This window comes from Protofrankia sp. Cas4 (genome assembly GCF_963555915.1).
Classification (GTDB): domain Bacteria; phylum Actinomycetota; class Actinomycetes; order Frankiales; family Frankiaceae; genus Protofrankia.
The window spans coordinates 1-22,256 of the sequence record NZ_CAUVXL010000071.1 but is presented as its reverse complement, the minus strand read 5'-3'; the positions used below and the strand labels follow the sequence as shown (position 1 = coordinate 22,256).

Genomic DNA, 22,256 nt, shown 5'->3' with positions numbered 1-22,256 from the left:
ACCAGACATCGCGTCCCGCCGGCGTGGGCCCGCTGCTCCGCTCCTACCGGCAGACCTACGGACTCACCCAGCAGCAACTCGCCGAACGGCTCGGCTTCGACCAGTCCTATGTCTCAAAGGTCGAAAGCGGTCGCCGCGCGATCCACGACATCTCCACGCTTCGCCACATCGCCCGCAGGCTCTCGCTGTCACCCGAGGACGTAGGCCTGGCCGCGGGCTCCCTTTCCGAGGGCCGCCGGGACGTCGCGGCCGCCAACCCCCTGGCGGACCGGGTTGCGGCGAGCCAGCGCGCGTGGCGACTGACACGCGACCACCTCAACCATCACCGGATCAGCCTGGCCCGCGCCGCCGCCCAGCTCTATCCCGAGACCTACCGCCTCGGTAACGGCCTGCTGACCCGGCCGGGCTGGATGTGGGACGCGCCGGTCGACATCGCCGACATCGAACTGGAATGGTCGGATACGGCGAGTCCGCCGACCGTGTCGGGCGCCGGTACCGACACCGAACACGTACGCCCGCTCACCGCCGACGGGTCTGCGTTCGGCACCTACACGCGGGCCATGCGCGACCTCGACCGGCCCACCCTCTTCGAGAACCGCCTGAGCTTCCGACTGCTGGACGCCGTCCGCCCCGAGGGTGGCGGGTGTCCACAGATGTCCTTCGGACACACCACCTACTTCGACGCCCTCGACGTCTGCGAGTCGGTCGCGCACGAGACGGCCGCCGCCATGCTCGGTGGCGGGCTGTCCTGGCCGGCGCTGCCCTTCCGGCGCGGCATCGGAGACCCGTTCGACCTGGGACGGCGGGTCGCGCTGCCCTCGATCAACACACTGACCATCCGTCATGACACCACCCGAGCCAGCTTCGTCCTGCACCGACGCAGTGCCGGCTCGGTCGCCACCGCCGGTGGTGTTTACCATGTCCTACCAGCCGGGGTGTTCCAGCCGTCAGGGATCTCCGCCTCCCACCATCGGACGGACTTCAATCTGTGGCGCAACATCATGCGTGAGCTCAGCGAGGAGCTTCTCGGCAATGCCGAACACGATGGCAGCAGCTCCACACTGATCGACTACGACAACAGTGAACCCTTCCGTTCACTGGAGCGGGCCCGACGCTCCGGCGGTGTCCGGGTGTGGTGTTTCGGCGTAGGCCTTGATGCGCTGACGCTCTTCGGTGAGATCCTGACTGTCGTGATCGTGGACGCTGACGTGTTCGACACGCTGTTCAGCGGGATGGTGCCGATCAACGCCGAGGGATCCGTCGTCACCACGGGCCCTGGTCGGCGCGCCTGCGACGGCATCCCGTTCACGCCGGCGGCTGTCCGCCGGCTGATCGAGCAGGAGCCGCTCGCTCCCTCAGCGGCGGCCTGTCTGGAACTTGCGTGGCGCCATCGCGGAACGCTGCTTCCGGGGTTGCACATGCGGGCCACGTCCTGAACGCGCCGGGGCCATGCGTGTTCTCGTAACCGGCGCGGCCGGTTTTGTGGGCGGGGTTGTCGCCGACACCCTCGCTGCGGCTGGCCATCAGGTCACCGCCCTCATCCACAACGAGCTGCCGCCTCCCCGACTGGCGCCGGGCACTGAGATCATCAGCGCCGACCTGTTGGAGATCGACGAACTCGCGGCGGCAGGCATCGACCGTGGGTTCGACGCGGTCTGCCACCTCGCCGCGCTGACCCGGGTGCGGGAGTCCCTGCGTGACCCACTGCGGTACTTCGCGGTCAACGTGACCGGCACCGTGAACCTGCTGGGTCTCCTCGAACGCGGCACCGAGGTCAGCGGGATCGCGCCGATCGTCGTCCTGGGTTCGAGCTGCGCGGTCTACGGCACACCGGAGACCCAGCCCATCCCGGAGACCCAACCGCCGGCACCGACGAACGCCTACGGTGCCTCCAAGCTTGCCGCCGAGCAGGTCCTCACCCACCAGGCGGCGACCGGTCGCATCGGCGCGGTCGTGCTCCGATCCTTCAACATCGCGGGCGCCGCGGGCGTGCACGCGGACAGGGACGGGACCCGCATCATTCCGGCGGCACTGGCAGTGGCATCGGGTGCGTCCGATGTCTTCGGCGTCAACGGGGACGGCGCGGTGATCCGCGAGTACGTGCACGTCGGCGACATGGCCGATGCCTACCTCGCGGCGTTGGACGCCGTGGCGCCCGGCCAGAGCGAGATCTTCAACGTCGGCACGGGCGTCGGCGTCAGCGTCGCGGACGTTCTCGCGGCGGTCGAACGCGTCACCGGCCGCACCGTCCGGCGGGTGCGCCGGCCACCGGCGGTCGAGCCGCCGATGCTGGTCGCCGACAGCCGCCGGATCCGGGCGGAGCTGACCTGGCGCCCCACCCGCTCGACCATCGACCGGATCGTCGCCGACGCATGGGACCACGCGGCCCCGCGGGCGTCCGTCCAGATGATCGGTCAGGGCGGCTGAGTCGGCGGACAGCTATGATGTAGGCGACATCGGCGATATGGACGGATGTGTCATGGGTGCTGCTGCGATACTCGCTCCCGCCTGACCGCGTCAGGTAGGAGCGCATCGATCAGAGAAAGCCCTCGGCGAAGTCAACGCAGCACGCGTCCATGTCGGGCACTAATCTGACCTACGCTGATCGGGGCCGGTCAGCCGCGCCGGGACCAACGCGTGTCGGACCACCGGCTGGTTGCCAGCACCGCAGCGCATTCTGGGGGAGAGACACAGGGTGGATAAACAGCCTGCGGGTGGACAACGCCCTCGGCCGACGTCTCGAGTAGTCGTCGACGTGGTACGCACGGTGCGCGGCTGGGTTGTGGCGATCGCGGGTGGAGTGCTGCTGTTCGGCTGCTACCTGGGTGTCTCCGCAGAGACCGATCCCGGACGTCAGCTACCCTACTTCGCCTCCGGCGGGCTCGGCGGGCTCGCCCTCGTCCTGCTCGGTTGCGCGCTGCTGGTCGCCGACCAGATCGACGCCACCTCGAAGGGCGACCGCCGGAGCGACCATCAGGTCGACGACCTGCACAGGCTTATCGTCGCCGCAGCCGGCGCGGGACAAGCCCCGTCCGCCGGTGCCGTCAGGGGCACGGCCCCTGCTGGCGCGGCCCCCGCCGGAACGGGCGCGGACAGCTACGACGACGGGGGGCTGTTCGCGGTACCCGCAGGACGAACCTACCATCGTCGCACCTGCGACATGATTGTCGGGAAACCGGCGCAGCCCGTGGACCCGGAGCAGATCGCGACACGTGGCCTGACGGCGTGCACCATCTGCGAACCAAAGATCGCCGCGTGAGGCCAGCGGGCCAGCCCCCGCGGCCGCGGCGGGAGGACCGGCGGTGACAAGCATCGACCTGGCATTCGCCGGAGTCTCCATCGGCGCGATCGCCGCACTTTCCGGCATCGGCCTGCTCATCACCTACCGGACGAACGGTGTCCTCAACATCGCTCAAGGTGGCATCGCGGCACTGGTCGCCTACATCTTCCGCGAGATGGTCGTTGACTGGGATCTGTCGATCTGGGTGTCGGCGCTGCTCTGCCTCGCGGTGATCTCACCGGTGATCGGTCTGTTGCTCGAACGGCTCGTCTTCCGCCCGCTCGCCCGCCGGCGCGCCTCCGCCGCCGAATCCCTGGTGGCGAGTCTGGGCGTGCTGGTCCTGACCGTCGGAATGACCGCTGGGATCTGGGGACTGGGTTCCCGCGGAGACGCGCCGAGTCTGTTCCCAGCCCGCGCGGTCGTGCTGCCGGGTGACAACCGCATCGGTGTGGACGCGCTCGCCGAACTGGGCCTGGTCATCGCCGTGTGCGTGGCCCTCGGGGTCATCACGAACCGCACCCCTTTCGGTCGGCAGGTCAAGGCGGTGGTGGACGACCGCCAGCTCGCCGAGCTTTCCGCGATTCCAGCCGACCGGGTCGCGGCTGCCGGATGGGCCGTCGGTACCACCCTCGCCGGGTTCACCGGCATCCTGCTGGCACCGCGGCTGCAGCTCACCCCGTACGGACTCACCCTGCTGGTCCTGGAGACCTTCGCGGTGGTCGTCGCCGCCCGCCTGTCCAGCATGCCCGGTGCGGTCATCACGGCCCTTGCCATCGGCATCCTGCAAAGCGAACTGAGCCAGTTCCAGGTGACCGGCAGGTTCGCGGCGCTGTTCCTCGCCGTGCAGTCCAACCTGTTCGTGGCCGCGCTACTCATCCTACTGCTGCTGGTCCCCCGATTGCGCGAGCTCGGCGGAGACGCCGGTTCCACCGGCCGCTTCTCCAGTCGTGGCGCGCCGCCGTCGCGCCCGCCGGGCCCCGGCGGACAGCGCCGCGATGTCCTGGGGAAGCTGGGCGGCGCGGCGCTGCTGCTAGCTCCCCTCACGTTCGCCCCGGCAGACCTGCGCAATGCCTTCACCGTGCCGGCCATCGCTCTGATCTTCCTGTCACTGGTGATCGTCACCGGCTACAGCGGCCAGGTCTCGCTGGGCGTGGCCGGCTACGCCGGGCTCGGCGCGCTGCTGTCCGCCAAGCTCACCGCCGGTGAGCTTTTCGGGCTGCCGGCGCTACCCGGTCTTGTCGCCCTGCTACTCGGCGCGCTGCTGGTCGCCCCGGTCGGCCTGCTCACCGGCTACCCCGCGATCCGGCGACGGGGTCTCACCCTCGCCCTCACGACGTTCGCGGTGGGCGCGGTCGTGTCCCGCTTCGTGTTCCAGCAGCAGACGTTCGTCTCCAAGTTGCATGTCACGCCACTGTCCATGGCCCACCATGCGTTGTCCGACCGCTGGTTCTACGTCGTCGAACTCGCCTGCCTGGGTCTGGGCGTGCTCGTGGTCCGCAACCTCCATGAAGGGCGGCTGGGCCGGGCACTGCTGGCGGTGCGCGATCACACCGAGGGTGCGGCCGCGGTCGGCGTCGACGTCCGCAACCTCAAGCTGCTGTCGTTCACCGTCTCCTCGGTCGTGGCCGGGCTCGGCGGTGCCCTGCTGATGCTTGGAACCTCCTCCTTCGACGCCGAAACGTTCTCCCCGCTCAACAGCCTGCTGTGGTTCACTGCGGTCGTCGTGTTCGGCGCGGACAGTGCTGTCGGCGCCGTTGTCGCGGCCGGTTTCATCGTCACCATCGACACGCTGGCCCCGGCCGGTTCAGCCACCCTCGCCGTCGGCATCCTCGCCCTTGCTCTGGGCTGGCTGCCAGGTGGGCTCATCCCCGCCGCCCGGGGCGTGGTCACGTTCCTGGACAGCCGTCTTGCCGAGGACCGTACCGAGGCCGCCGGGCCGCTGCCCGTCCCGAGCGGGATTCGATCGTCTCTCCCATCCGCCGAGCTGACCACCGGCACCGCCGGCACCGTCGGCACCGTCGTCGCGGTGCCGGTCGGATACCCGTACCCGTCGAGCGCGAATGCGACCACGTTGACCCCGTTCGGCCAGGCCCTCGCAGCCCGGGTGCGGGCGGTCACGCGCCCGGAGGCGCTGACGCACTCGAAGGCTTCGGCCCGATCGGAGGCTCTGACGAGTCCGGGGATGACGCCGTGAGCCGAGCCGAGCTGCGCGGCCGCGGGCTGGTTCGCCGCTACGGCGGGCTCACCGCGGTCGACAAGGTCGACATAACCGTCGCGCCAGGCAAGGTCACTGGACTGATCGGGCCGAACGGTGCCGGGAAGTCGACGCTGTTCAGCCTGCTCACCGGGGTGGAAAAACCGGACAAGGGCACGGTCTCACTCGGCGGACGCAACATCACCCGGATGTCCCCGGACGTCCGCGCCCGCCGCGGTCTGGTGCAGACCTTCCAGGTGCCGTCGCTGTTCTCCAGCATGACCGTCGTGGACAACCTCCTGGTCGGCGCCGAGAACAGGCGCCGCGACTACGCGGGTGGGCTGTTCGGGCTGACACCACACGGCACCGTCAGAGCCCAGCGGATGGTGACCCGTACGCTCGATTCACTCGGTCTCACCGGCATTGCGGACGTGACCGCGGGGACGCTGTCAACGGGTGCGCTGCGCTTGGTCGAGTTGGCCCGTGCACTGTGCGCCCGTCCGGATGTCCTCCTGCTGGACGAGCCCGCGAGCGGCCTCGACGGGCAGGAAACCGAGCGGCTGTCCGCGCTGCTCCGCCAGGTCGCCGCCGAAGGAGTCGGCGTCCTGCTGGTCGACCACGATGTCGAGCTGGTCTTCTCCGTCACCGACCAGGTGTACGCGATGGTCGGTGGACGCATCGTAGCCGAGGGCGAACCGTCCGCTGTCCGCGACGACCCGACCGTCCGGTCCGTCTACCTTGCCCAGGGGCCGTTGGCATGAGTGCCGAACTGATACTCACCGGAGCACGGGCCGGCTACCGCACCATCGAAGTTCTGCACGGTCTCGACCTGACCATTCCGGCCGGCAAGGTCACCGCGCTGCTCGGGGTCAACGGCGCCGGCAAGAGCACCACGCTGCGGGTGCTCGCCGGCGTGTTACCACTACGGTCAGGATCGTTGACCTGGCGTGACAGGACGATCACCAAGATGTCCACGGTGGACCGCGCCCGAGCAGGCCTCATGCTCGTGCCGGACGAGCGGGCGGTGTTCGCCAGCCTCACCGTGCGGGAGAATCTTCAGATCATCGTGGAGGCGTCGGGCCATCGGGACATCTCGCCGGCGCTGGAAGCCTTCCCCCGGCTGGGTGAGGCCAGACGGCTCACCCAGCGAGCCGGGACCCTGTCCGGCGGGGAACGGAGGATGCTCGCCCTCGCCCGCGCCCTGCTGGCCCGCCCCAAGGTACTGCTCGTCGACGAGCTGTCACTCGGCCTCTCACCGAAGATCGCGAGCGAACTGTTCGAGTGGCTGGCAACCGTGGCCGTCGGTGGCACAACGGTCGTGCTCGCCGACCAGTACACCGAAGAAGCCCTGAACCTGGCAGACGTCGTCTATGTGCTGCACCGCGGCGAGTGTTCGTTTGTCGGCGATCCCGCCGAGCTTAAGGGCGACCGACAATAGGGGACGCGGCGTCGCGGGGCTGACAGGCCCTGGTCCGGTCGATGGTCACCCACCGGCCGGACCGGGCGCTCCAATAGCAACCCGAGGACTTCGGCCTCCGGCGATGCGACAGAACCACGATCGCATCGCCTTTGGCCAGCAACCCGAGTACTTCGGGCCTCCGGCGATGCGACAAACCCGGTCGCACCGCCGGAGCCGGTATTACTCGGCCGGGTAGGGCAGGTTCGGGACGTCAAAGCAATTGGTATCCAAATCCTTACCCTGTGTAACCCAGCCTCCCTTCCCGCCATTCGCCGAGTCCTGCCACCGGACGACCTCGATGCAGTTGCGATCGTTCGGCGGAGGGGTGGGACTCTTCGTGAAGTTGCGCGGAGCGAGCAGACCGTCACCGTTGTAGTCCTGCGGTTGATTCATGAAACTTTCGACACACACGCGGGTGAGGTTGGCGCCGCAGGACTTCATCGCATCGGTGAGCCAAGCGGCGGACGCATAGCCCTCAAGCGTCCACATGTTCAGCTGGCCCTCACGCGCAGGCTGGTACTTCGTCATTGCCTCGCGGAACTTTGCCACGGCCGGGTTGTTCGTGTCGTTGTAGTTGCGGGTCCAGCTGGTCGCGTAGGTGGCGTTCCGGCAGCCCGACGTATCCGCGAACGTCTTACCGAAGGTGTCGGTCCACCCCTGCGACGTGGTCACCTTCGCCTTGACCGTGAACCCCTGCGCCTGCATCGACTTACACAGGGACAGGTTGCCGTTGTCCTCCATCGCATCAAAGATCACGTCAACCCCGCGCGCCCTCATGTCCAGCACAGCGGCGTCGAAGTTCGGCAGTCCGAAATTGATCTCCTTTTCGACGACCGTGTACCCCTCGCGACGCAGACCGTCAGCGACCGACTTCGCATACCGCTGGGAAGGCGCAATGTTGTAGTACACGACCCCCGCGGTCGTGGTGCTCAGGTTCTCCTTGAGCCACCGGTAGTTCTCCGTGCCCGCATAGAGCGTGCCGCCGTAGCCGGGCCGGCTGCCGTCCCGCGGGTAGTAACTACCGTAGAGAGAGTAAAGGTGTGGATACTGGTCGTAGGCGTTGTTGATCGGCTGGCCACCGATGTCCGGTACGCCCTTGGAGTTGAGGTACGGCGCTCCGTCATAGTTGAACGCCGCCACCCCGGCCAACGCGAAGACCTTCTGGTCGTCGACGAGCTTGCGCACGCACGCTGCGTTGTCCGGCCCGCTGCCATGGTCATCGCACTGGACGAACGTCACCTTGCGGCCGTTCACGCCGCCGGCCGCGTTGAGCGCGTCGAAGTACGCCTTGGCCCCGTATAGGGAGCCGGAGAATGTCGTCGGCCCCAGCGGACTCGTCAGACCGATAATGGTACCGACCTTGATATCGTTCGCGGTCACACCGATGTCCGACGCGGGGTTCGCGCCACCCCCCTGGGATGGGCTGCTGGGCGGCGTGCCCTGGTTACTCACCCTGCTTCCGCAGGCCGCAAGCACGAGGACGGACAGTGCGGCTGTGACGACGAGCGACCTCGCTCGTATGGGCATTACTCTCCCCCGGGATCGTTGGTTGCCCCAGACGTTATTGCGCATGCTGGGATTCTGCGCGTCGTCCTTCCGACACCGAACGCCGCATGAGGCCGGGGCCGGTTCAGGACCGTCCCGCGGGGCCTGGCCAGGCCCCGGCCGTTGTCGTCACAGCAATCAACGCTACGGTCTGGCCGCCACCGCCACCGCCACCGCCACCGTCCCCGCCACACCAACCTCCATGATCATATTTCTTGGTCAACCACCGTGGCCCGTCCGAAACCGCCGCCACCACCGTCGGCGCGACACCGGCGCGATGGGCTGAGCCGATACCAGCACCTGACCGTCCTCCGCGAAAACATCATTCCCGCTGTCCCCGGAGTCACCGTTTCTGGAGTCACCGTTTCTGAACTCGCCATCGCTGAAGGCGGTACCGGGCGCGGTACCGGGCGCGGTACCGGGCGCAACGAGACCAGCCGCAACCGAGCCAGCACCGTTGAGACCGGGCGTGGGTGTGCTGGTAGACAGCAGCGTCACCGTGGAGGACAACTGATCACGTTCGACGGTCGATCCGGGCGCGACAGGCAACGCTTCGACGACCGTAGGTACAACCACAGTCGGCACGATGATGGTAGGCACAACCACGGTAGGAACAACGTCGGTCGGCTCCGGCAACGCTTCGACCCCTGTGGCGACCGGCTCTGTGGCCACCTCCGCAACCGGCGGGGCAGCCGGCTCTGCAACCGGCGGGGCAGCCGGCTCTGCAACCGGCGGGGCAGCCGGCTCTGCAACCGGCGGGGCGGCCCGCTCTGCAACCGGCGGGGCGGCCCGCTCTGCAACCGAACCGTCGACGACCTGCCCGTTGGACGTGGTACGGACGGTTTTCGTCCTGACCGACACCTTCCGAGGTGGCTTCGGCGTCGAAGCCAGGACGGCCTGCGGTGGCTCGTCGACCGACACCGGCTCGGCCAGCACGGGTTCAGCCAGCGCAGGTTCGGACAACGACGACTGCGCTGCTGGCTGTCCAGGAGCGTCTGTCGCCGATGAGCCGGACTTCTTGCGGGGCGCACGGGGCGGCCTCGCGGCCCGCTTCGGTTCGGGCTTCGCCGGCACTGCGCTGTCAGCCCCATCCCGGGGCGCGGGAACCGTCCGTGCATCCGGTTTCGCCGCGGTGTCAGCGACGACCTGTGCCTCGTCGGTCTCCCGGGTCACCCGCTGGGAGGGTAGGGCCTCAGCCGGCGCAGCCTCGTCCTCCGGCGACCGCACGGGTGGCTGGGCCGGCACGGGTGGCTGGGCCGGCACGGGTGGCTGGGCCGGCACGGGTGGCTGGGCCGGCACGGGTGGCTGGGCCGGCACGGGTGGCTGGGCCGGCACGGGCTTCGGGTAGGCATCGTGCTGCGGCAACAACCTGTTCACAATGCGCCCGCTCGGGCCGGGCCCGCGGTGCAGGCGCCCATTGTCCGACAGTCGGCGGCAGACCTGGTTCACGGTCTGGCGGCGAAGCTCAAGCGCTTCCGCCAACTGTCCGTCGTCCAGGCCGGCCGGAACCTTTGCCAGCCGCTCAAGAATGCGGTCCGCGACAGTAGTCACAAACCCGGACGCTATACGCCATCCAAAATCGGCTTGCAAGCGGGGTGGGTCAACTTCGGCACCTGTCGTCCGTCCGTGGTGACCCTGGCGCTCCGTGCGAGCGGTTGAGGCGTGTCCCGTAGTGGTTTGGTGATCTGACCGCCTTCGCGTGTTACCCGCGGTCCATCCCGGGAATATGCACCGATGACACCGAACGACGGCAAGCCACTGATCCAGCATCCATTGATCAAGAATCCATTGATCCAACCGGGAGGCGACGATGACGCAGCTGATGCCGGACGGCGACATCGACAGCGTCGACGTCGGTTACATCAACACCTATGGCGGTCCGCTCGAGCAGTCCGAGAGTCTCGACAGCGACGGCCTCGGCTCGACCGACCGGGGGCATGACCCGCTCGACGACGGCTGGGATCCGCCCGATCGCTTCGGCCCCGGCGAGCGCTTCGGGACGACCGCAGCGGAGCAGCGTGCGGGTGAGTCCCTGGACTCGTTGCTCTCCCAGGAGCAGCCCGATCCGGATCCCTATGCCGAGGCGGCACGGTTGGAGTCAGGCGACGTCCTGGAGTCCGATGTCTATGCCCCATACGACCCGCCGGGTGGGCGCGGGCTGGAAGCTGACGGCGTCGCGGACGCCTCGCCGCCGCTGCTGGCTGATGACGAGGGCGTGCGGAACGTCACAACCGGCGAGCTCATCGCACACGGTCCGATCGGCGGACGCTGCCGCGGTCGTGAGGACTCTCCGTATGTCGGCGCACCCGAGGAGGAAGCGGTACGGGTCCACGACGAAGAATGATCAAATAGCGCCGCTGCCGCCCGCGGTCTGCGCGCCGCGGGCGGAGGCGTCATGCTGACCAGATGGCCGCCGACGACCAGGCTCCCGACGATGCGCCTCCGCCAGACAAGGCCTCGGCAGACAAGGCCCCGCAGAGCGACGCCCCCGGCTATGAGGGGCTGGCGACCTTCTGCCACCGGCCGTGGCTGCCGGCGCCGACAGACCTCGCGGCCCGTCGCCCAGACGTCGCCGTGGTCGGCGCGCCGTTCGACATCGCGACCACCAACCGGCCGGGCGCGCGTTTCGGCCCGCGGGCCCTGCGCGCGCTCGCCTACGAGCCCGGCACCTATCACCTCGATCTCGGCGTTGAGATCTTCGATTGGCTCGACGTCGTGGACGCCGGCGACGCCCACTGCCCGCACGGGCAGACCGAGGCGTCCCACCGCAACATCCGCGCGAAGGTCGGCGCCGTGGCCGGGCTCGGGATCGTGCCGGTCATCATCGGCGGAGACCACTCGATCACCTGGCCGGCGGCGTCCGGGGTTGCCGATGCCGTCGGCTGGGGGGAACTCGGCCTGCTGCACTTCGACGCGCACGCCGACGCCGCGCACATCATCGATGGCAACCTCGCCTCGCACGGGACACCCATGCGCCGGCTGATCGAGTCCGGAGCCGTACGGGGGCGCAACTTCGTCCAGGTCGGCCTACGTGGTTACTGGCCGCCGGCGGATGTGTTCGCCTGGATGCGCGAACAGGGCATGCGGTGGCACCTGATGCACGAGATCTGGGACCGCGGATCACGCGCGGTTGTCACCGACGCGATTGCCCAGGCTGTGGACGGGTGCCGCGCGCTCTATCTGTCAGTGGACATCGACGTGCTCGACCCCGGCTTCGCACCGGGTACCGGCACTCCCGAACCAGGCGGCATGACACCCGCGGACCTGCTGCGCGCCGTCCGTCAGATCACGCTGGACACCCCGCTGGTCGCGGCGGACATCGTTGAGGTCTCGCCCCCCTACGACCACGCCGAGAACACCGTCAACAACGCCCATCGAGTCGCGATGGAGATCTTCGCCGCCCTGGCCCATCGTCGGCGCACCGCCGCCGGTGGCGTGCCCGACCTGCCCGGCCGCGACCCACGCGCCACGACGTAAAACGTCACGCATTGTGCTGGTAGACCAGAGCGCCAGCACAATCAGGGGTTCATGCGGAGTGCTACCAAGGACCCTCTGTTGGGCAGGGCAACCGCTTTTGGGAACATAAGGGACAGTACGGTCCGGTACTCTCCCGCAGACTCCCCCTAGAGGGCCAAAGGGCGCGCGACGATCGTCAGATCGCGCGCACGGAGGCCGCAGTCCCCGGAGAACTTGAGGTGGCGCCCATGCAGGGACGGCAGCCCCGGCGAGCAACGAGCCGTCGTTCGTTCCTGCGCGGATCGATCGGCGCGGCCGCGGCGACCGGACTGTCGGCGCTGGTCGCGGCATGTTCGGATTCGTCCACCGGCAAGGTCACCGACCAGCGGCTGCCCAAACCCAGCCCGGGCAACCCGGTGCTATGGCCCATCAGCGGGGACAACCGGCCCATCGCGGGTAGCCTGCAGCCGGAACGCGACCGAACCCTCAAGATCTTCAACTGGCCCGACTACATCGACCCGCAGGCGCTGAAGTCCTTCCGTGACTCGACGGGTGTGACCGTCGACGTGACGACCTTCAGCGACAACCGCGTGGCGCTGGAGGCAATCGCGGCCGGCACCGTCGACTACGACATCTACCTGCCAAGCTACGACCAGCTCCCCAGGCTGGTCGGCAACGGCCATCTACGACCGCTGAACCACAGCTACATCCCGAACATCAACCAGGTGTGGCCGGACTTCTCCAATCCCTTCTACGACCTGCAGTGGCGCTACACCGTGCCGTACACCGTCTACAACACGGGCATCGCCTGGCGGTCGGACATCATTACCGAGGACATCAGCGCAAGGGACAACCCGTTCGACGTCTTCTGGGACGGCCGGTACCGCGACAAGATCTCCGTGATCAACGACTATCGCGCCGTGATGGGTATGGTCCTGCTGCGCAACGGTCTCGACCTGAACACCGACCGAAACGATGATCTCGATCTCGTCCGGACCCAACTGGCCGACATGGTCCGCGCGACCCGGCCCAAAGCGACGATCACCAACTACCGGGACCTGCCCGGCGGGCACTTCCCCATTGTCCAGGCATGGTCGGGAGACGTGATCAACGCCCGGAACTACCTAGCCAAGGATGCCGACCCGAACATCCTGCATTACTGGTCCCCGACCGACGCCCGCCACCAGGCGGACAACGATCTGATGGTGATCCTTCGGGCCGGCAAAAGCCCGGTAGCCGCGCACATGTTCCTCAACCACATGCTCGACTTCGGCGTCGTACTGGGTAACTTCGCGGCGATTGGATACCAGCCGCCGCAGAATCGCATCACCTCTGCCGGACTCGTCGGACAGGGATTCCTCCCAGCAAGCCTGGCGAGCGCGGTTGTGGAACCGGCGTACTTCGCCACCGGCCAGCGTATTCTGGAGCTGGACCCTGACACCGACCGACGCTGGCGGTCGATCTGGGACGAATTCCGCACCAGCACCTGAGAACCGGTTCCGCCAACCACAGTCACCGCAGTCACCGCAGTCACTACAGCCAGCACAACGCACAGGTCAGCGGGTGGCCGCCGGGCGGCGGCCGAGAGCGTAGCAGGCGATCGCCGCGGTCGCTGCGACGTTGAGCGAATCCACCCCGTTGGCCATCGGGATTCGCACCCGGGTGGTGGCCGCGTCAAGGGCCGCCTGCGTAAGGCCCGGGCCTTCCGAGCCGAGCAGCAGCGCCAGCTTCTCGTGCGGTCGGGTGCTCAGCTCGTCGAGCGCCACCGCGTCCGGGGACGGCGTGAGCGCGACCACCGCGAACCCGTGCTCCACCAGCAGCGACAGCGCCGCCGGCCATGGATCGAGGCGAGCGTAGGGGACGGCGAACACCTCCCCCATCGACACCCGCACCGAGCGGCGGTAGAGCGGGTCCGCGCAGCGCGGGCTGAGCAGGACGGCGTCCATCCCGAGCCCGGCCGCCGAACGGAAGATCGCCCCAAGGTTGGTGTGACTCACCACGTCCTCACAGACAAGTGCCCGGCTCGCGCCGGCCAGGACATCCGCCACGGGAATCAGCGGACGGCGGCACATCGAGGCGAGTGCCCCGCGATGCACCTCGAACCCGGTGATCGCGGCGAGCACATCCGGGCCGGCGAGGTAGACCGGGACGTCCGGGTCGAGATCGTCCGGCACCAGCGCGAGCTTTGACGGCCCGACCAGCAACGAACGCGGCCGGTGGCCGGCGCGCCGGGCCCGTTCGATGACCAGTTCACCCTCGGCGATGAACAGCCCCTCGGCGGGCTCCCGCCGTCGACGCAGAGCCACATCGGTCAACCCGACATAGTCGCGGACCCGAACATCGGCCGGATCGATGATCTCCACAATACCCAAACCAACCACCGCCCGTCCCCATCGTCTCGCATCCCACCATGCCTCTCCCCCGTGGCCTCTCCCCCCGTGCAGCGGCACCCGGGTGCGCGCTGTTCACGCAATGGTCTATCCTTGGGCCAATCGTCTGCGAGTGATAGGCCGCCGGCTACACGGTGTATCGTCCGCAACACAACGTATCGCCTGCAACACGGCGCATCACCCGCAACACAGCGCATCACCCGCAACACAGCATCTACATCTGCATCGAAGCGCACGGAGCGTGTTTCTTCTGTTCTCGGTCCGACTTCCGTCGCGACCGCACGTCCGCCTGACAAGTCGCCCTTGGAGAAGGAAGCCCCCCTGTGGCTGTCATGAGCTCCATCGCCGAACTGGTGCCCGATCGGGCATTCGCAACCGCGATCGCCCTGGCACACCGTCGTTTCGAGCCGATACTCGGTCGGATTGGAACGTTCGTGGCCCCCCACCAGACGGCCCTGGACGTAGGGGCCTGGTACGGCCCATGGACCCATTGGTTATCGAGGCGCGCCCGTTGCGTCACGACCGTGGAACCCAATCCCGACCTGGCAGCGTTCATCGCCCGCACCAGCCGGCCGAATGTCACGGTGGTGGCAAAAGCGGCATCCGATGCCGACGGCTTTGCGGAGTTGTGGCTCCCGCCCGGGGGCCGGGGTACCGAGGGCCGGGCCTCGCTGATCCCCCGACCCGACGGCAGCAGCGTGAAAATCGAGACGATCCGTCTTGACACGCTCGACCTCGAGGACGTCGGCCTGGTGAAAATCGATGTGGAGGGGCATGAGCTGTCGGCGCTGAAGGGTGCGGAGGGAATCGTCAACCGCTGGCGTCCCGCCCTCATCATCGAAGTCGAAGATAACCGGAGCCCTGCCAGCGCAACCGTGGAACTGCTCCAAAGCTGGAATTACGAGGGCTCGTTCCTTCAGAACGGGAAAATGCGCCCGCTGGCCGGATTCGATCTCGGCGCCCACCAGCGGGCGATGGCGCGGGTGGCGCAGCGCGGATACCTTCATGCAGTCGCGACCGGAAGCGGCCGGCGATACGTCAACACGATTCTGTTCCTACCCGTCCGATAAGAGCCTGTATTGGATCGCGCGTTCGAACCGGCGGCCACGACCGCACGGCGCATCCCCGCACCCGTCGACCTGCTGGTGCGCGGCGCCGACATGGTCGTGACGGTCGACGACCAGCGCCGCGAGCTGCCCGGCGGCTGGGTCGCGGTGTCAGACGGCCTGGTCAGCGCCGTCGGTGCGTCCACCGACCCGCTCCCGGCGGCTCGTCGCACCCTGGAGGCGAGCGGCTGTCTGGTCACCCCCGGCCTGATCAACACCCATCATCACCTCTTCCAGAACCTCACCCGGTCGTTCGCGCCGTCGGTGTCCGGGACGCTGTTCACCTGGCTGCGCACGCTCTACCCGCTGTGGGCACGCCTCGATGAAGAGGCGGTGCACGTCTCCGCCTACGTCGGCCTGACCGAGCTGGCGCTCGGCGGCTGCACAACCACCACTGACCACATGTACGTCCACCCGCGCGGCGCCGGGGACCTGATCTCCGCCGAGATAGCCGCGGCCCGCACGCTGGGGATGCGGTTCCACCCGACGCGGGGGTCGATGTCACTGTCAGTGAAGGACGGCGGCCTACCGCCGGACTCCGTCGTCCAGGATCCCGACGAGATCCTCGCGGATTCGGCGGCCCTTGTCGCCGCCCATCACGACCCCGCCCACGGTGCGATGCTCCGCATCGCGCTGGCGCCCTGCTCACCCTTCTCGGTCAGCCCCGAGCTGATGCGGGCCACCGCCGAGCTCGCCGAACGTCTCGACGTGCGGCTGCACACCCATCTCGCCGAGGACCCGCAGGAGGACGACTACTGCCTGGCGACCTACGGCCGGCGTCCGATCGAGCACTTCGACGACGTCGGCTGGGGCGGTGACCGGGCCTGGGTCGCCCACTGCATCTGCCCGAACCCGGCCGAAGTCGCCCGGCTGGGCCGGTGGGGAACCGGGGTCGCGCACTGCCCGAGCAGCAACATGATCCTCGGTGGTGGGCTGGCGCCGGTCGCGCAGCTGCGGGCGGCCGGTGTGCCGGTCGGGCTCGGCTGCGACGGCTCGTCCTCGGCGGACGCGGCGTCCCTGTGGCTGGAGGCCCGCACTGCGATGCTGCTCGGGCGGTTGCGCGGCGGGGCGGCGGCGATGTCCGCCCGGGATGCCCTTGAGATCGCCACCCGTGGCGGCGCGGGCTGCCTCGGGCGGGCCGGCGAGATCGGTGAGCTCTCCGTCGGCGCGGTCGGTGATCTGGTGGCCTGGCCGCTGGACGGGATCAGCTTTGCCGGGGCCCTGACCGACCCGGTGGAGGCGTGGCTGCGCTGCGGACCGGTCGCCGCCCGGCACACCGTGGTCGCCGGCACGCCGGTGGTGTGCGACGGCCGGCCCGTCCACCCCGATCTCGACGAGATGCTGCGCCGCCACCGCGTGATCGCCGCACGCATCCAGGGGCTGTGGTAAGGGCGTTGTGCCCTCCTGCACCCTCCTGCACCCTCCTGCGCACGACGGCGCACGATCGACCTGAGATGATCGGCCCGATAGAACCGATTTCGGAACCGTCCCCACCACGGCCAGGAGCGACGATGGCGACCGAGCCCACATCCATCGAGAATTATCTGATCGACATGGACGGCGTGCTGATGCACGAATCCCAGCCCGTCCCGGGCGCGGCCGCGTTCCTGCAGGCGGTCACGGACGCGGGGTTGGGCTATCTCGTCCTCACCAACAATTCGATCTTCACAGCCCGCGACCTTGGAGTCCGGCTACGTGATGCCGGGCTGGCGATCCCGTCCGAGCGGATCTGGACCTCCGCGCTGGCCACCGCGCAGTTCCTGCACTCGCAGCGCCCCGGCGGCACCGCGCACGCCGTCGGTGAGGCCGGCCTGACCACGGCACTGCACGACATCGGCTATGTACTGACCGACCGATCACCGGAGTACGTCGTCCTCGGCGAGACCCGGACGTACAGCTTCGAGGCGATCACCCGCGCGATCCGACTGGTCCGGGACGGAGCCCGGTTCATCGCGACAAACCCGGACCCGACCGGACCGTCCACCGAAGGTCTCCTCCCGGCCACCGGCGCCGTGGCAGCGTTGATCACCAAGGCGACCGGCGTGGTCCCGTACTTCGTCGGCAAGCCGAACCCGTTGATGATGCGCAGCGCGCTCAACACCCTCCAGGCACACAGCGAGACCACCGTCATGATCGGCGACCGGATGGACACCGATGTGATCTCCGGGCTGGAGGCGGGAATGGAGACGGTCCTGGTCCTGTCCGGCATCACGTCCGCAGCCGACATCGACCGGTTCCCCTACCGGCCGACGCTGGTGCTGGAGAGCATCGCCCGACTTCCGGTCGGCGTGCGCCCCGGGCAGGTGACCATACCCGCGCAGCCGCGGGCCGGCGTCACCGAGTAGCAATTCGGTCACCGGTTCTCCCCGATACCATGCCCGCACGCGGGGCATCGAGGATGACAGCCAAGACGGGCCGATCAGCCTCGGAACCGCTGGGCCCGTCAACACTGACGAACGTGCTCCGCTGGTGGTCAGAAAGAGGCCGGAGGTTCATCGTCGCGGCCGGTCACGGCCGGCGACAGCGAAGCGGTAGGTCAAAATGGTCGCTATAACGGCCGCTTCCACCTCCTGTCGGACGACATTCGGCCGAACGGTAGGTGGTTCCGGTCATCAGGACGGCCTCAACGACCTACGCACCCGGCCCCACTCCTTGATCCACACCCCCACCGGGGTGGCCTCCGGCCTTGCGATCAGAGCAAGATCACAGCCACTAACGTGTCACAAGGGCCAGGCTTCTCTGTTGGCCCACGAGGCGGAGGCGGTGCGCTGTGACGAGTGGCCTGGGACCGGGTAACTGGAGCGCCGCTTTCCCAACGCCGTTACACCACATCGTAGACGACACGACACGGACCGCCGATGTGCAGCTCTACCTGAAACGAGACGATCTAGCGCTCGCAGACGTGCCGGGCAACAAGTATCGCAAGCTCAAGTACAACATGTCAGCAGCTATGTCGGCGGATTACCCAAAGCTGTTGACCTTCGGTGGGGCGTACTCCAACCTGCTACGAGCAGTAGCGACTATCGGGCAGGCAGCAGACCTGCCCACCATCGGCATTGTCCGAGGTGAGGAACACCACCCGCCGAACCGCTCACTGCAGTTCTGTCTGGATCACGGCATGGAACTGGCCTACATCACGCGCGAGGAATACCGTCAGAAGACAAGTCCCGAGTTCCTTGCGGGACTAGCTGACACCTACGGCGAGTTCTACCTGCTCCCCGAAGGCGCGAGCAACACGCTGGCGGTACGCGGATGCGCCGAGCTGGTCGATGAAATCGATATCCACTGTGACTACATCACCTGCGCTGTCGGCACCGGCGCCACGATGGCCGGCATCGTTTATGGACTGGACGGTAAGGCTCAGGTTGTCGGCTTCTCGTCGTTGAAGGGCGGCAGCTTCCTTGCGGATGACGTAAGGGGTTTACTCGCCGCCGTCGGCAAAGAGCACCTGTCGAACTGGTGGATTGAGACCGACTTCCACTTCGGCGGCTATGCCACGCGCAAACCTGAGCTCAACGAGTTCATGGACTGGTTCGAGGCGACGCATCACATCACGCTCGACTGGGTGTATGAAGCCAAGATGCTCTTTGGCGTGTACGCCCTGATGGCCGCAGGCACGTTCCCGTCCAGCTCAACTATCGCGGCCGTGATCGCTGGCGGCCCGGAGCCGGATTAGCTCTCCACGAAGCTCTGCTGCGCCCGGCCCCACAGCCAGCCATCCTTGATCACGACGCCATCGCCGCCGTCAGGGCGCAGGACGGACCGGATTGTCGGGTCGGTATCGTGTGCGCGTGGTGGTTGATCGGGGCCACTCGACACCCGTAGGGCCAGCGGTGCGACCACCTGCTGGTGCTGGCACCGGATGGCCACCTCGCCTACGCGGGTCCGCGGGCCGACATCCGAAAAAATCCGTTGCGCTGGTCGGAGGACGGTGGCATCACTGGCGTCATGAGGGACTACCAGCCGATGGACAGCTTCGGCGAGGACGCCGCGGACGTGTACGACACCGAACCCCGGGGCGACGAGCCGTCCACGGTCGCGCTCCTGTGTGAGCTGGCACGCGGAGGGCCCGCTCTCGAACTCGCGATCGGTACCGGACGCATCGCGCTTCCCCTGGCCGCAACGGGCATCCGGGTCGACGGTGTCGACCTCTCGCCCTCGATGGTCGGCAAGCTTCGCGCCAAGCCGGGCGGCGAGAACCTATCGATCACGATGGGTGACTTCGCTGGCGTGCCGGTCGAGGGCACCTACAGGCTGATCTTCATCGTGTTCAACACGCTGTTCAACCTCCTGACCCAGGAGGACCAGGTCCGCTGCTTCGAGAACGTGGCCAACCACCTCACCACCGACGGGCTCTTCGTCGTCGAGGCGTTCGTCCCGAGCTTCCTGAGCCGGCTTCGGGACGACCAGTACGTGGACGCCGAGCACATCGGTGTCGACCAGGTCCGATTCGACGTAGGGCGCCACGACCCGGTCACGCAGCGGCTCGACGAGAGCCACGTGGTGCTGTCCCCGGAGGGCTTGCGCTTCTTCCCAATCGTCACACGCTACGCATGGCCCAGTGAGCTTGACCTGATGGCACGAATCGCTGGGCTACGACTGAAGGACCGCTGGGCCGGTTGGGACCGAGAGCCCTTCACCTCGACGAGCCGCAACCACGTCTCTGTCTACGGACACTGATCGAAGACAACCGCCACTACCGAAAAACAGACTTCCGTAGCTGGACCCGAACATGATCGAATAGGTGCGCTAACGCTCAACGGGTGCGTCCCGATGGCCCGCGCCCGACACTCACAGACGTGCCCACGCTGCCGGATGACGTGACCGCCGCGCTGACCGCTCCCCTGGCCCGGGTCGATGCTGACCTGGCCGCGCGCTTTCCCGGTGAACCGGCCGTCCGCCAACCCGTCCACACCTGTTATGTGCCAGCCGACCAGATGAGGGCGACCCTCGCCGACGACTGGGGTGCCGCCGCGCTGGCCACGCTCGACACCCACGCCGGCGAACCGCCGATGCTGGCGGCCGTGACCGGCATCCCGGGCGAGCTGGCCGAACGGGTGCACGCCCATGTCCGCCGGGTGCTCGCCACCGCCCCGATCGCCGACCTGCGGGTGGACTTTGAGGACGGTTACGGCGACCACGACGACGCCGAGGAGGACGCCCACGCCGTCGCGGCGGCCGATGCGCTGCGCGCGGCCGCGGACGCCGGCCGGCTACCCGCGTCCTACGGGCTCCGCCCCAAATCCCTGGACCCGGCCGTGCGGACCCGCGGGCTACGCAGCCTGGACCTGTTCGTGACCACCCTCGCCGCAGGCGGAGCCATCCCGCCCGGGCTCGTGGTGACGCTACCGAAAGTAAGCACTCCCGCGCAGGTCACGGTGTTCTGCGACATCCTCACCGAACTTGAGAATCGCCTGGACATCGGTTCCGGCCTCGGCGCGGGCATCCGGCTGGAGGTGCAGGTCGAGACCCCGGCCGCGGTACTGGCGCTGCCCGCGATCGTGGCCGCGGGCCGGCCCCGCCTGACCGGCCTGCACGTGGGCACCTACGACTACTCGGCGGCGCTGGGCGTGAGCGCCGAACACCAGGCCAGCGATCATCCGGCGGTGGAACTCGCCACCGCGCTCATGCAGCTGGTTGCGGCCGGTACCGGCGTTCAGGTCGCGGACGGCTCGTCCAACCTGCTGCCCGTCGGGGACCGGGCCGCGGTGCACGCGGCCTGGCGGCGCCACGCCGACCTGGTCCGCCGCGCCTGGATGCGGGGGATCTACCAGGGCTGGGATCTACACCCGGCGCAACTGGTCTCCCGACATGCGACCGTGGCGGCCTGCCTACTCACCGGCCTGCCCGCGGCGCTCGCCCGCCTTTCGGCCTGGACCGGCACGGCCGGGTCGGGCATGGCCGGGTCGGGAACGGCCGGATCGGGAGCTGTCGCCGACGAACCCGCGACCGCCCGGGCGCTGGCCGGCCACATCCAGCGCGCGCTCGACGCCGGCCTTCTCGACGACGCAGACCTTCCGGTCGGGCTTACCCGCGAACGGCCCATCCCCGCCGACGGGCCAGTGATCTGTTGAGGGCGATCTCCTGCGAGCGCCTCCGTCGTGCTGTGCCGCGCCCGATCTCAGCAGCCGTTGTGGGCATCGTGGTCCTCACGGTGATGGGTCAGCGGCTGGTCACCCGCACACCACGCGGCCAGTGACGAAGTTCAGCGCTCAGCGCAGCAGCGTGAACACCGCGGCGTAGTAAGCGGCGTGCATCCCCTCGTAGGCCACCCCGAAGCCGGCGGTTGCCGGGATGCCCAGGCCCGCCAGGTAGTTACCGATGTTGGATGGTCCCGCGCCTCGACCTGCACCTGCGAGGTGCGGGTCGAGGCCAGCGTGCATCGGTGTCCGCGGCGATGGCCGTCAGCAGCTCGAGCGCCGCCGTCAACAGGCCGGTCGGCACGGGCAGAGACCGCGCCGACCGCGCCAATATTCGCAACCAATACGAACAAATGTTCGACTTTAGGTCGATATCGGGTTATCGTTGATCTATGCAGAGCGCCACCGCCACCGCCGGCCCGGGCCGGGAGCATCCGCTGCTCACCGGACTGGACGCGGTCGCCACCGACGTGGACGCCCTCGCCGAAACGTCGGTGTGGTCGCTGTCCGACGCCGAGCTGCTCGCCGCGTTGGAGGACGGCGAACGGCTGCTGGCCACGATGGCGGCGCTGCGGCTACGGCTGGTCCGGGAAGCCGACGGACGGGATCTCGCCGCCGGCCAGGGTGCGACCAGCACCGCCGCGCTGCTACGCCACCGGCTGCGCCTACGCCCCGGTGACGCCCGG

19 protein-coding genes and 2 pseudogenes are annotated in these 22,256 nt (G+C 68.4%); 16 read left to right on the top strand and 5 right to left on the bottom strand.

Translation table 11 applies throughout. The features are described 5' to 3' along the window. From U9979_RS07295 to U9979_RS07270, 6 genes are all read left to right on the top strand, one after another. The coding region (locus U9979_RS07295) for a helix-turn-helix domain-containing protein (RefSeq protein ID WP_416219655.1) at positions 1 to 1,436 on the top strand (1,436 nt) is incomplete at its 5' end. Positions 1,437 to 1,449: 13 nt separating this feature from the next. Then, positions 1,450 to 2,427 (top strand): NAD-dependent epimerase/dehydratase family protein, encoded by a 978-nt coding sequence (locus tag U9979_RS07290; RefSeq protein ID WP_322778762.1) that lies wholly within the window; start codon positions 1,450 to 1,452, stop codon positions 2,425 to 2,427. A 268-nt stretch (positions 2,428 to 2,695) separates the two neighbouring features. Next, positions 2,696 to 3,259, top strand: a complete 564-nt coding sequence (locus U9979_RS07285) for a hypothetical protein (RefSeq protein WP_322750933.1) — start codon at positions 2,696 to 2,698, stop codon at positions 3,257 to 3,259. Between the two features lie 43 nt (positions 3,260 to 3,302). Then, positions 3,303 to 5,474: an ABC transporter permease gene (locus tag U9979_RS07280; RefSeq protein WP_322778761.1), complete on the top strand. Its 2,172-nt coding sequence runs from the start codon at positions 3,303 to 3,305 to the stop codon at positions 5,472 to 5,474. Further along, a complete protein-coding gene (locus tag U9979_RS07275) occupies positions 5,471 to 6,235 on the top strand; it encodes an ABC transporter ATP-binding protein (protein WP_322751354.1) in 765 nt (254 codons plus the stop codon). Before U9979_RS07280 ends, U9979_RS07275 begins: the two co-directional genes overlap by 4 nt. Then, positions 6,232 to 6,912 (top strand): ABC transporter ATP-binding protein, encoded by a 681-nt coding sequence (locus tag U9979_RS07270; RefSeq protein WP_322751353.1) that lies wholly within the window; start codon positions 6,232 to 6,234, stop codon positions 6,910 to 6,912. The genes U9979_RS07275 and U9979_RS07270 overlap by 4 nt, the downstream gene beginning before the upstream one ends. A 201-nt stretch (positions 6,913 to 7,113) precedes the next feature. Here the strand turns inward: U9979_RS07270 and U9979_RS07265 are convergent, their stop codons facing one another. Both U9979_RS07265 and U9979_RS07260 read right to left on the bottom strand, forming a co-directional pair. Continuing rightward, a complete protein-coding gene (locus U9979_RS07265) occupies positions 7,114 to 8,454 on the bottom strand; it encodes an ABC transporter substrate-binding protein (protein WP_322751356.1) in 1,341 nt (446 codons plus the stop codon). A 243-nt stretch (positions 8,455 to 8,697) separates the two neighbouring features. Further along, entirely contained in the window at positions 8,698 to 10,029 is a 1,332-nt protein-coding gene (locus U9979_RS07260; RefSeq protein WP_322778760.1) for a hypothetical protein, read from the bottom strand. 259 nt (positions 10,030 to 10,288) lie between these two features. Here U9979_RS07260 and U9979_RS07255 point away from each other — a divergent pair, with 259 nt between their 5' ends. The 3 genes from U9979_RS07255 to U9979_RS07245 all read left to right on the top strand — a co-directional run bounded on the left by U9979_RS07255 (position 10,289) and on the right by U9979_RS07245 (position 13,424). Then, positions 10,289 to 10,822 (top strand): hypothetical protein, encoded by a 534-nt coding sequence (locus tag U9979_RS07255; RefSeq protein ID WP_322755705.1) that lies wholly within the window; start codon positions 10,289 to 10,291, stop codon positions 10,820 to 10,822. Between the two features lie 62 nt (positions 10,823 to 10,884). Further along, a complete protein-coding gene (gene speB, locus U9979_RS07250; protein WP_322778759.1) occupies positions 10,885 to 11,955 on the top strand; it encodes an agmatinase in 1,071 nt (356 codons plus the stop codon). A gap of 227 nt (positions 11,956 to 12,182) precedes the next feature. Next, positions 12,183 to 13,424: an extracellular solute-binding protein gene (locus U9979_RS07245; RefSeq protein WP_322778758.1), complete on the top strand. Its 1,242-nt coding sequence runs from the start codon at positions 12,183 to 12,185 to the stop codon at positions 13,422 to 13,424. A 66-nt stretch (positions 13,425 to 13,490) separates the two neighbouring features. On the opposite strand, the gene U9979_RS07240 is transcribed toward U9979_RS07245, so the two are convergent. Beyond that, positions 13,491 to 14,315: an RNA methyltransferase gene (locus U9979_RS07240; RefSeq protein WP_322751456.1), complete on the bottom strand. Its 825-nt coding sequence runs from the start codon at positions 14,313 to 14,315 to the stop codon at positions 13,491 to 13,493. Positions 14,316 to 14,656: 341 nt separating this feature from the next. Between U9979_RS07240 and U9979_RS07235 the strand changes: the two genes are divergently transcribed. The 4 genes from U9979_RS07235 (at position 14,657) to U9979_RS07220 (ending at position 19,106) form a co-directional block, all read left to right on the top strand. Then, a complete protein-coding gene (locus tag U9979_RS07235; protein WP_322751459.1) occupies positions 14,657 to 15,394 on the top strand; it encodes an FkbM family methyltransferase in 738 nt (245 codons plus the stop codon). 75 nt (positions 15,395 to 15,469) lie between these two features. Beyond that, a complete protein-coding gene (locus U9979_RS07230; protein ID WP_322778767.1) occupies positions 15,470 to 16,819 on the top strand; it encodes an 8-oxoguanine deaminase in 1,350 nt (449 codons plus the stop codon). A gap of 122 nt (positions 16,820 to 16,941) precedes the next feature. Continuing rightward, a complete protein-coding gene (locus U9979_RS07225) occupies positions 16,942 to 17,775 on the top strand; it encodes an HAD-IIA family hydrolase (RefSeq protein ID WP_322778757.1) in 834 nt (277 codons plus the stop codon). Positions 17,776 to 18,200: 425 nt separating this feature from the next. Then, a complete protein-coding gene (locus U9979_RS07220) occupies positions 18,201 to 19,106 on the top strand; it encodes a 1-aminocyclopropane-1-carboxylate deaminase/D-cysteine desulfhydrase (protein WP_322778756.1) in 906 nt (301 codons plus the stop codon). Here the strand turns inward: U9979_RS07220 and U9979_RS07215 are convergent. Continuing rightward, positions 19,103 to 19,273 carry a hypothetical protein gene (locus U9979_RS07215; protein WP_322778755.1) on the bottom strand — a complete coding sequence of 57 codons (171 nt, stop codon included), beginning with the start codon at positions 19,271 to 19,273 and terminating at the stop codon, positions 19,103 to 19,105. The two genes, U9979_RS07220 and U9979_RS07215, sit on opposite strands and share 4 nt — an antisense overlap. Before the next feature lie 6 nt (positions 19,274 to 19,279). Between U9979_RS07215 and U9979_RS07210 the strand changes: the two genes are divergently transcribed. Together U9979_RS07210 and U9979_RS07205 are read left to right on the top strand one after the other, a co-directional pair. Beyond that, positions 19,280 to 20,110, top strand: coding sequence for a class I SAM-dependent methyltransferase (locus U9979_RS07210; RefSeq protein WP_322778754.1), 831 nt, complete (start codon positions 19,280 to 19,282; stop codon positions 20,108 to 20,110). A gap of 119 nt (positions 20,111 to 20,229) precedes the next feature. Then, entirely contained in the window at positions 20,230 to 21,504 is a 1,275-nt protein-coding gene (locus tag U9979_RS07205; protein ID WP_322778753.1) for a DUF6986 family protein, read from the top strand. 138 nt (positions 21,505 to 21,642) lie between these two features. Here U9979_RS07205 and U9979_RS07200 read toward each other — a convergent pair. After that, positions 21,643 to 21,768, bottom strand: a pseudogene (locus U9979_RS07200) (M20 family peptidase); the annotation flags it as partial. A 194-nt stretch (positions 21,769 to 21,962) separates the two neighbouring features. Here U9979_RS07200 and U9979_RS07195 point away from each other — a divergent pair. Continuing rightward, positions 21,963 to 22,256 (top strand): annotated as a pseudogene (locus tag U9979_RS07195) (DUF222 domain-containing protein); the annotation flags it as partial.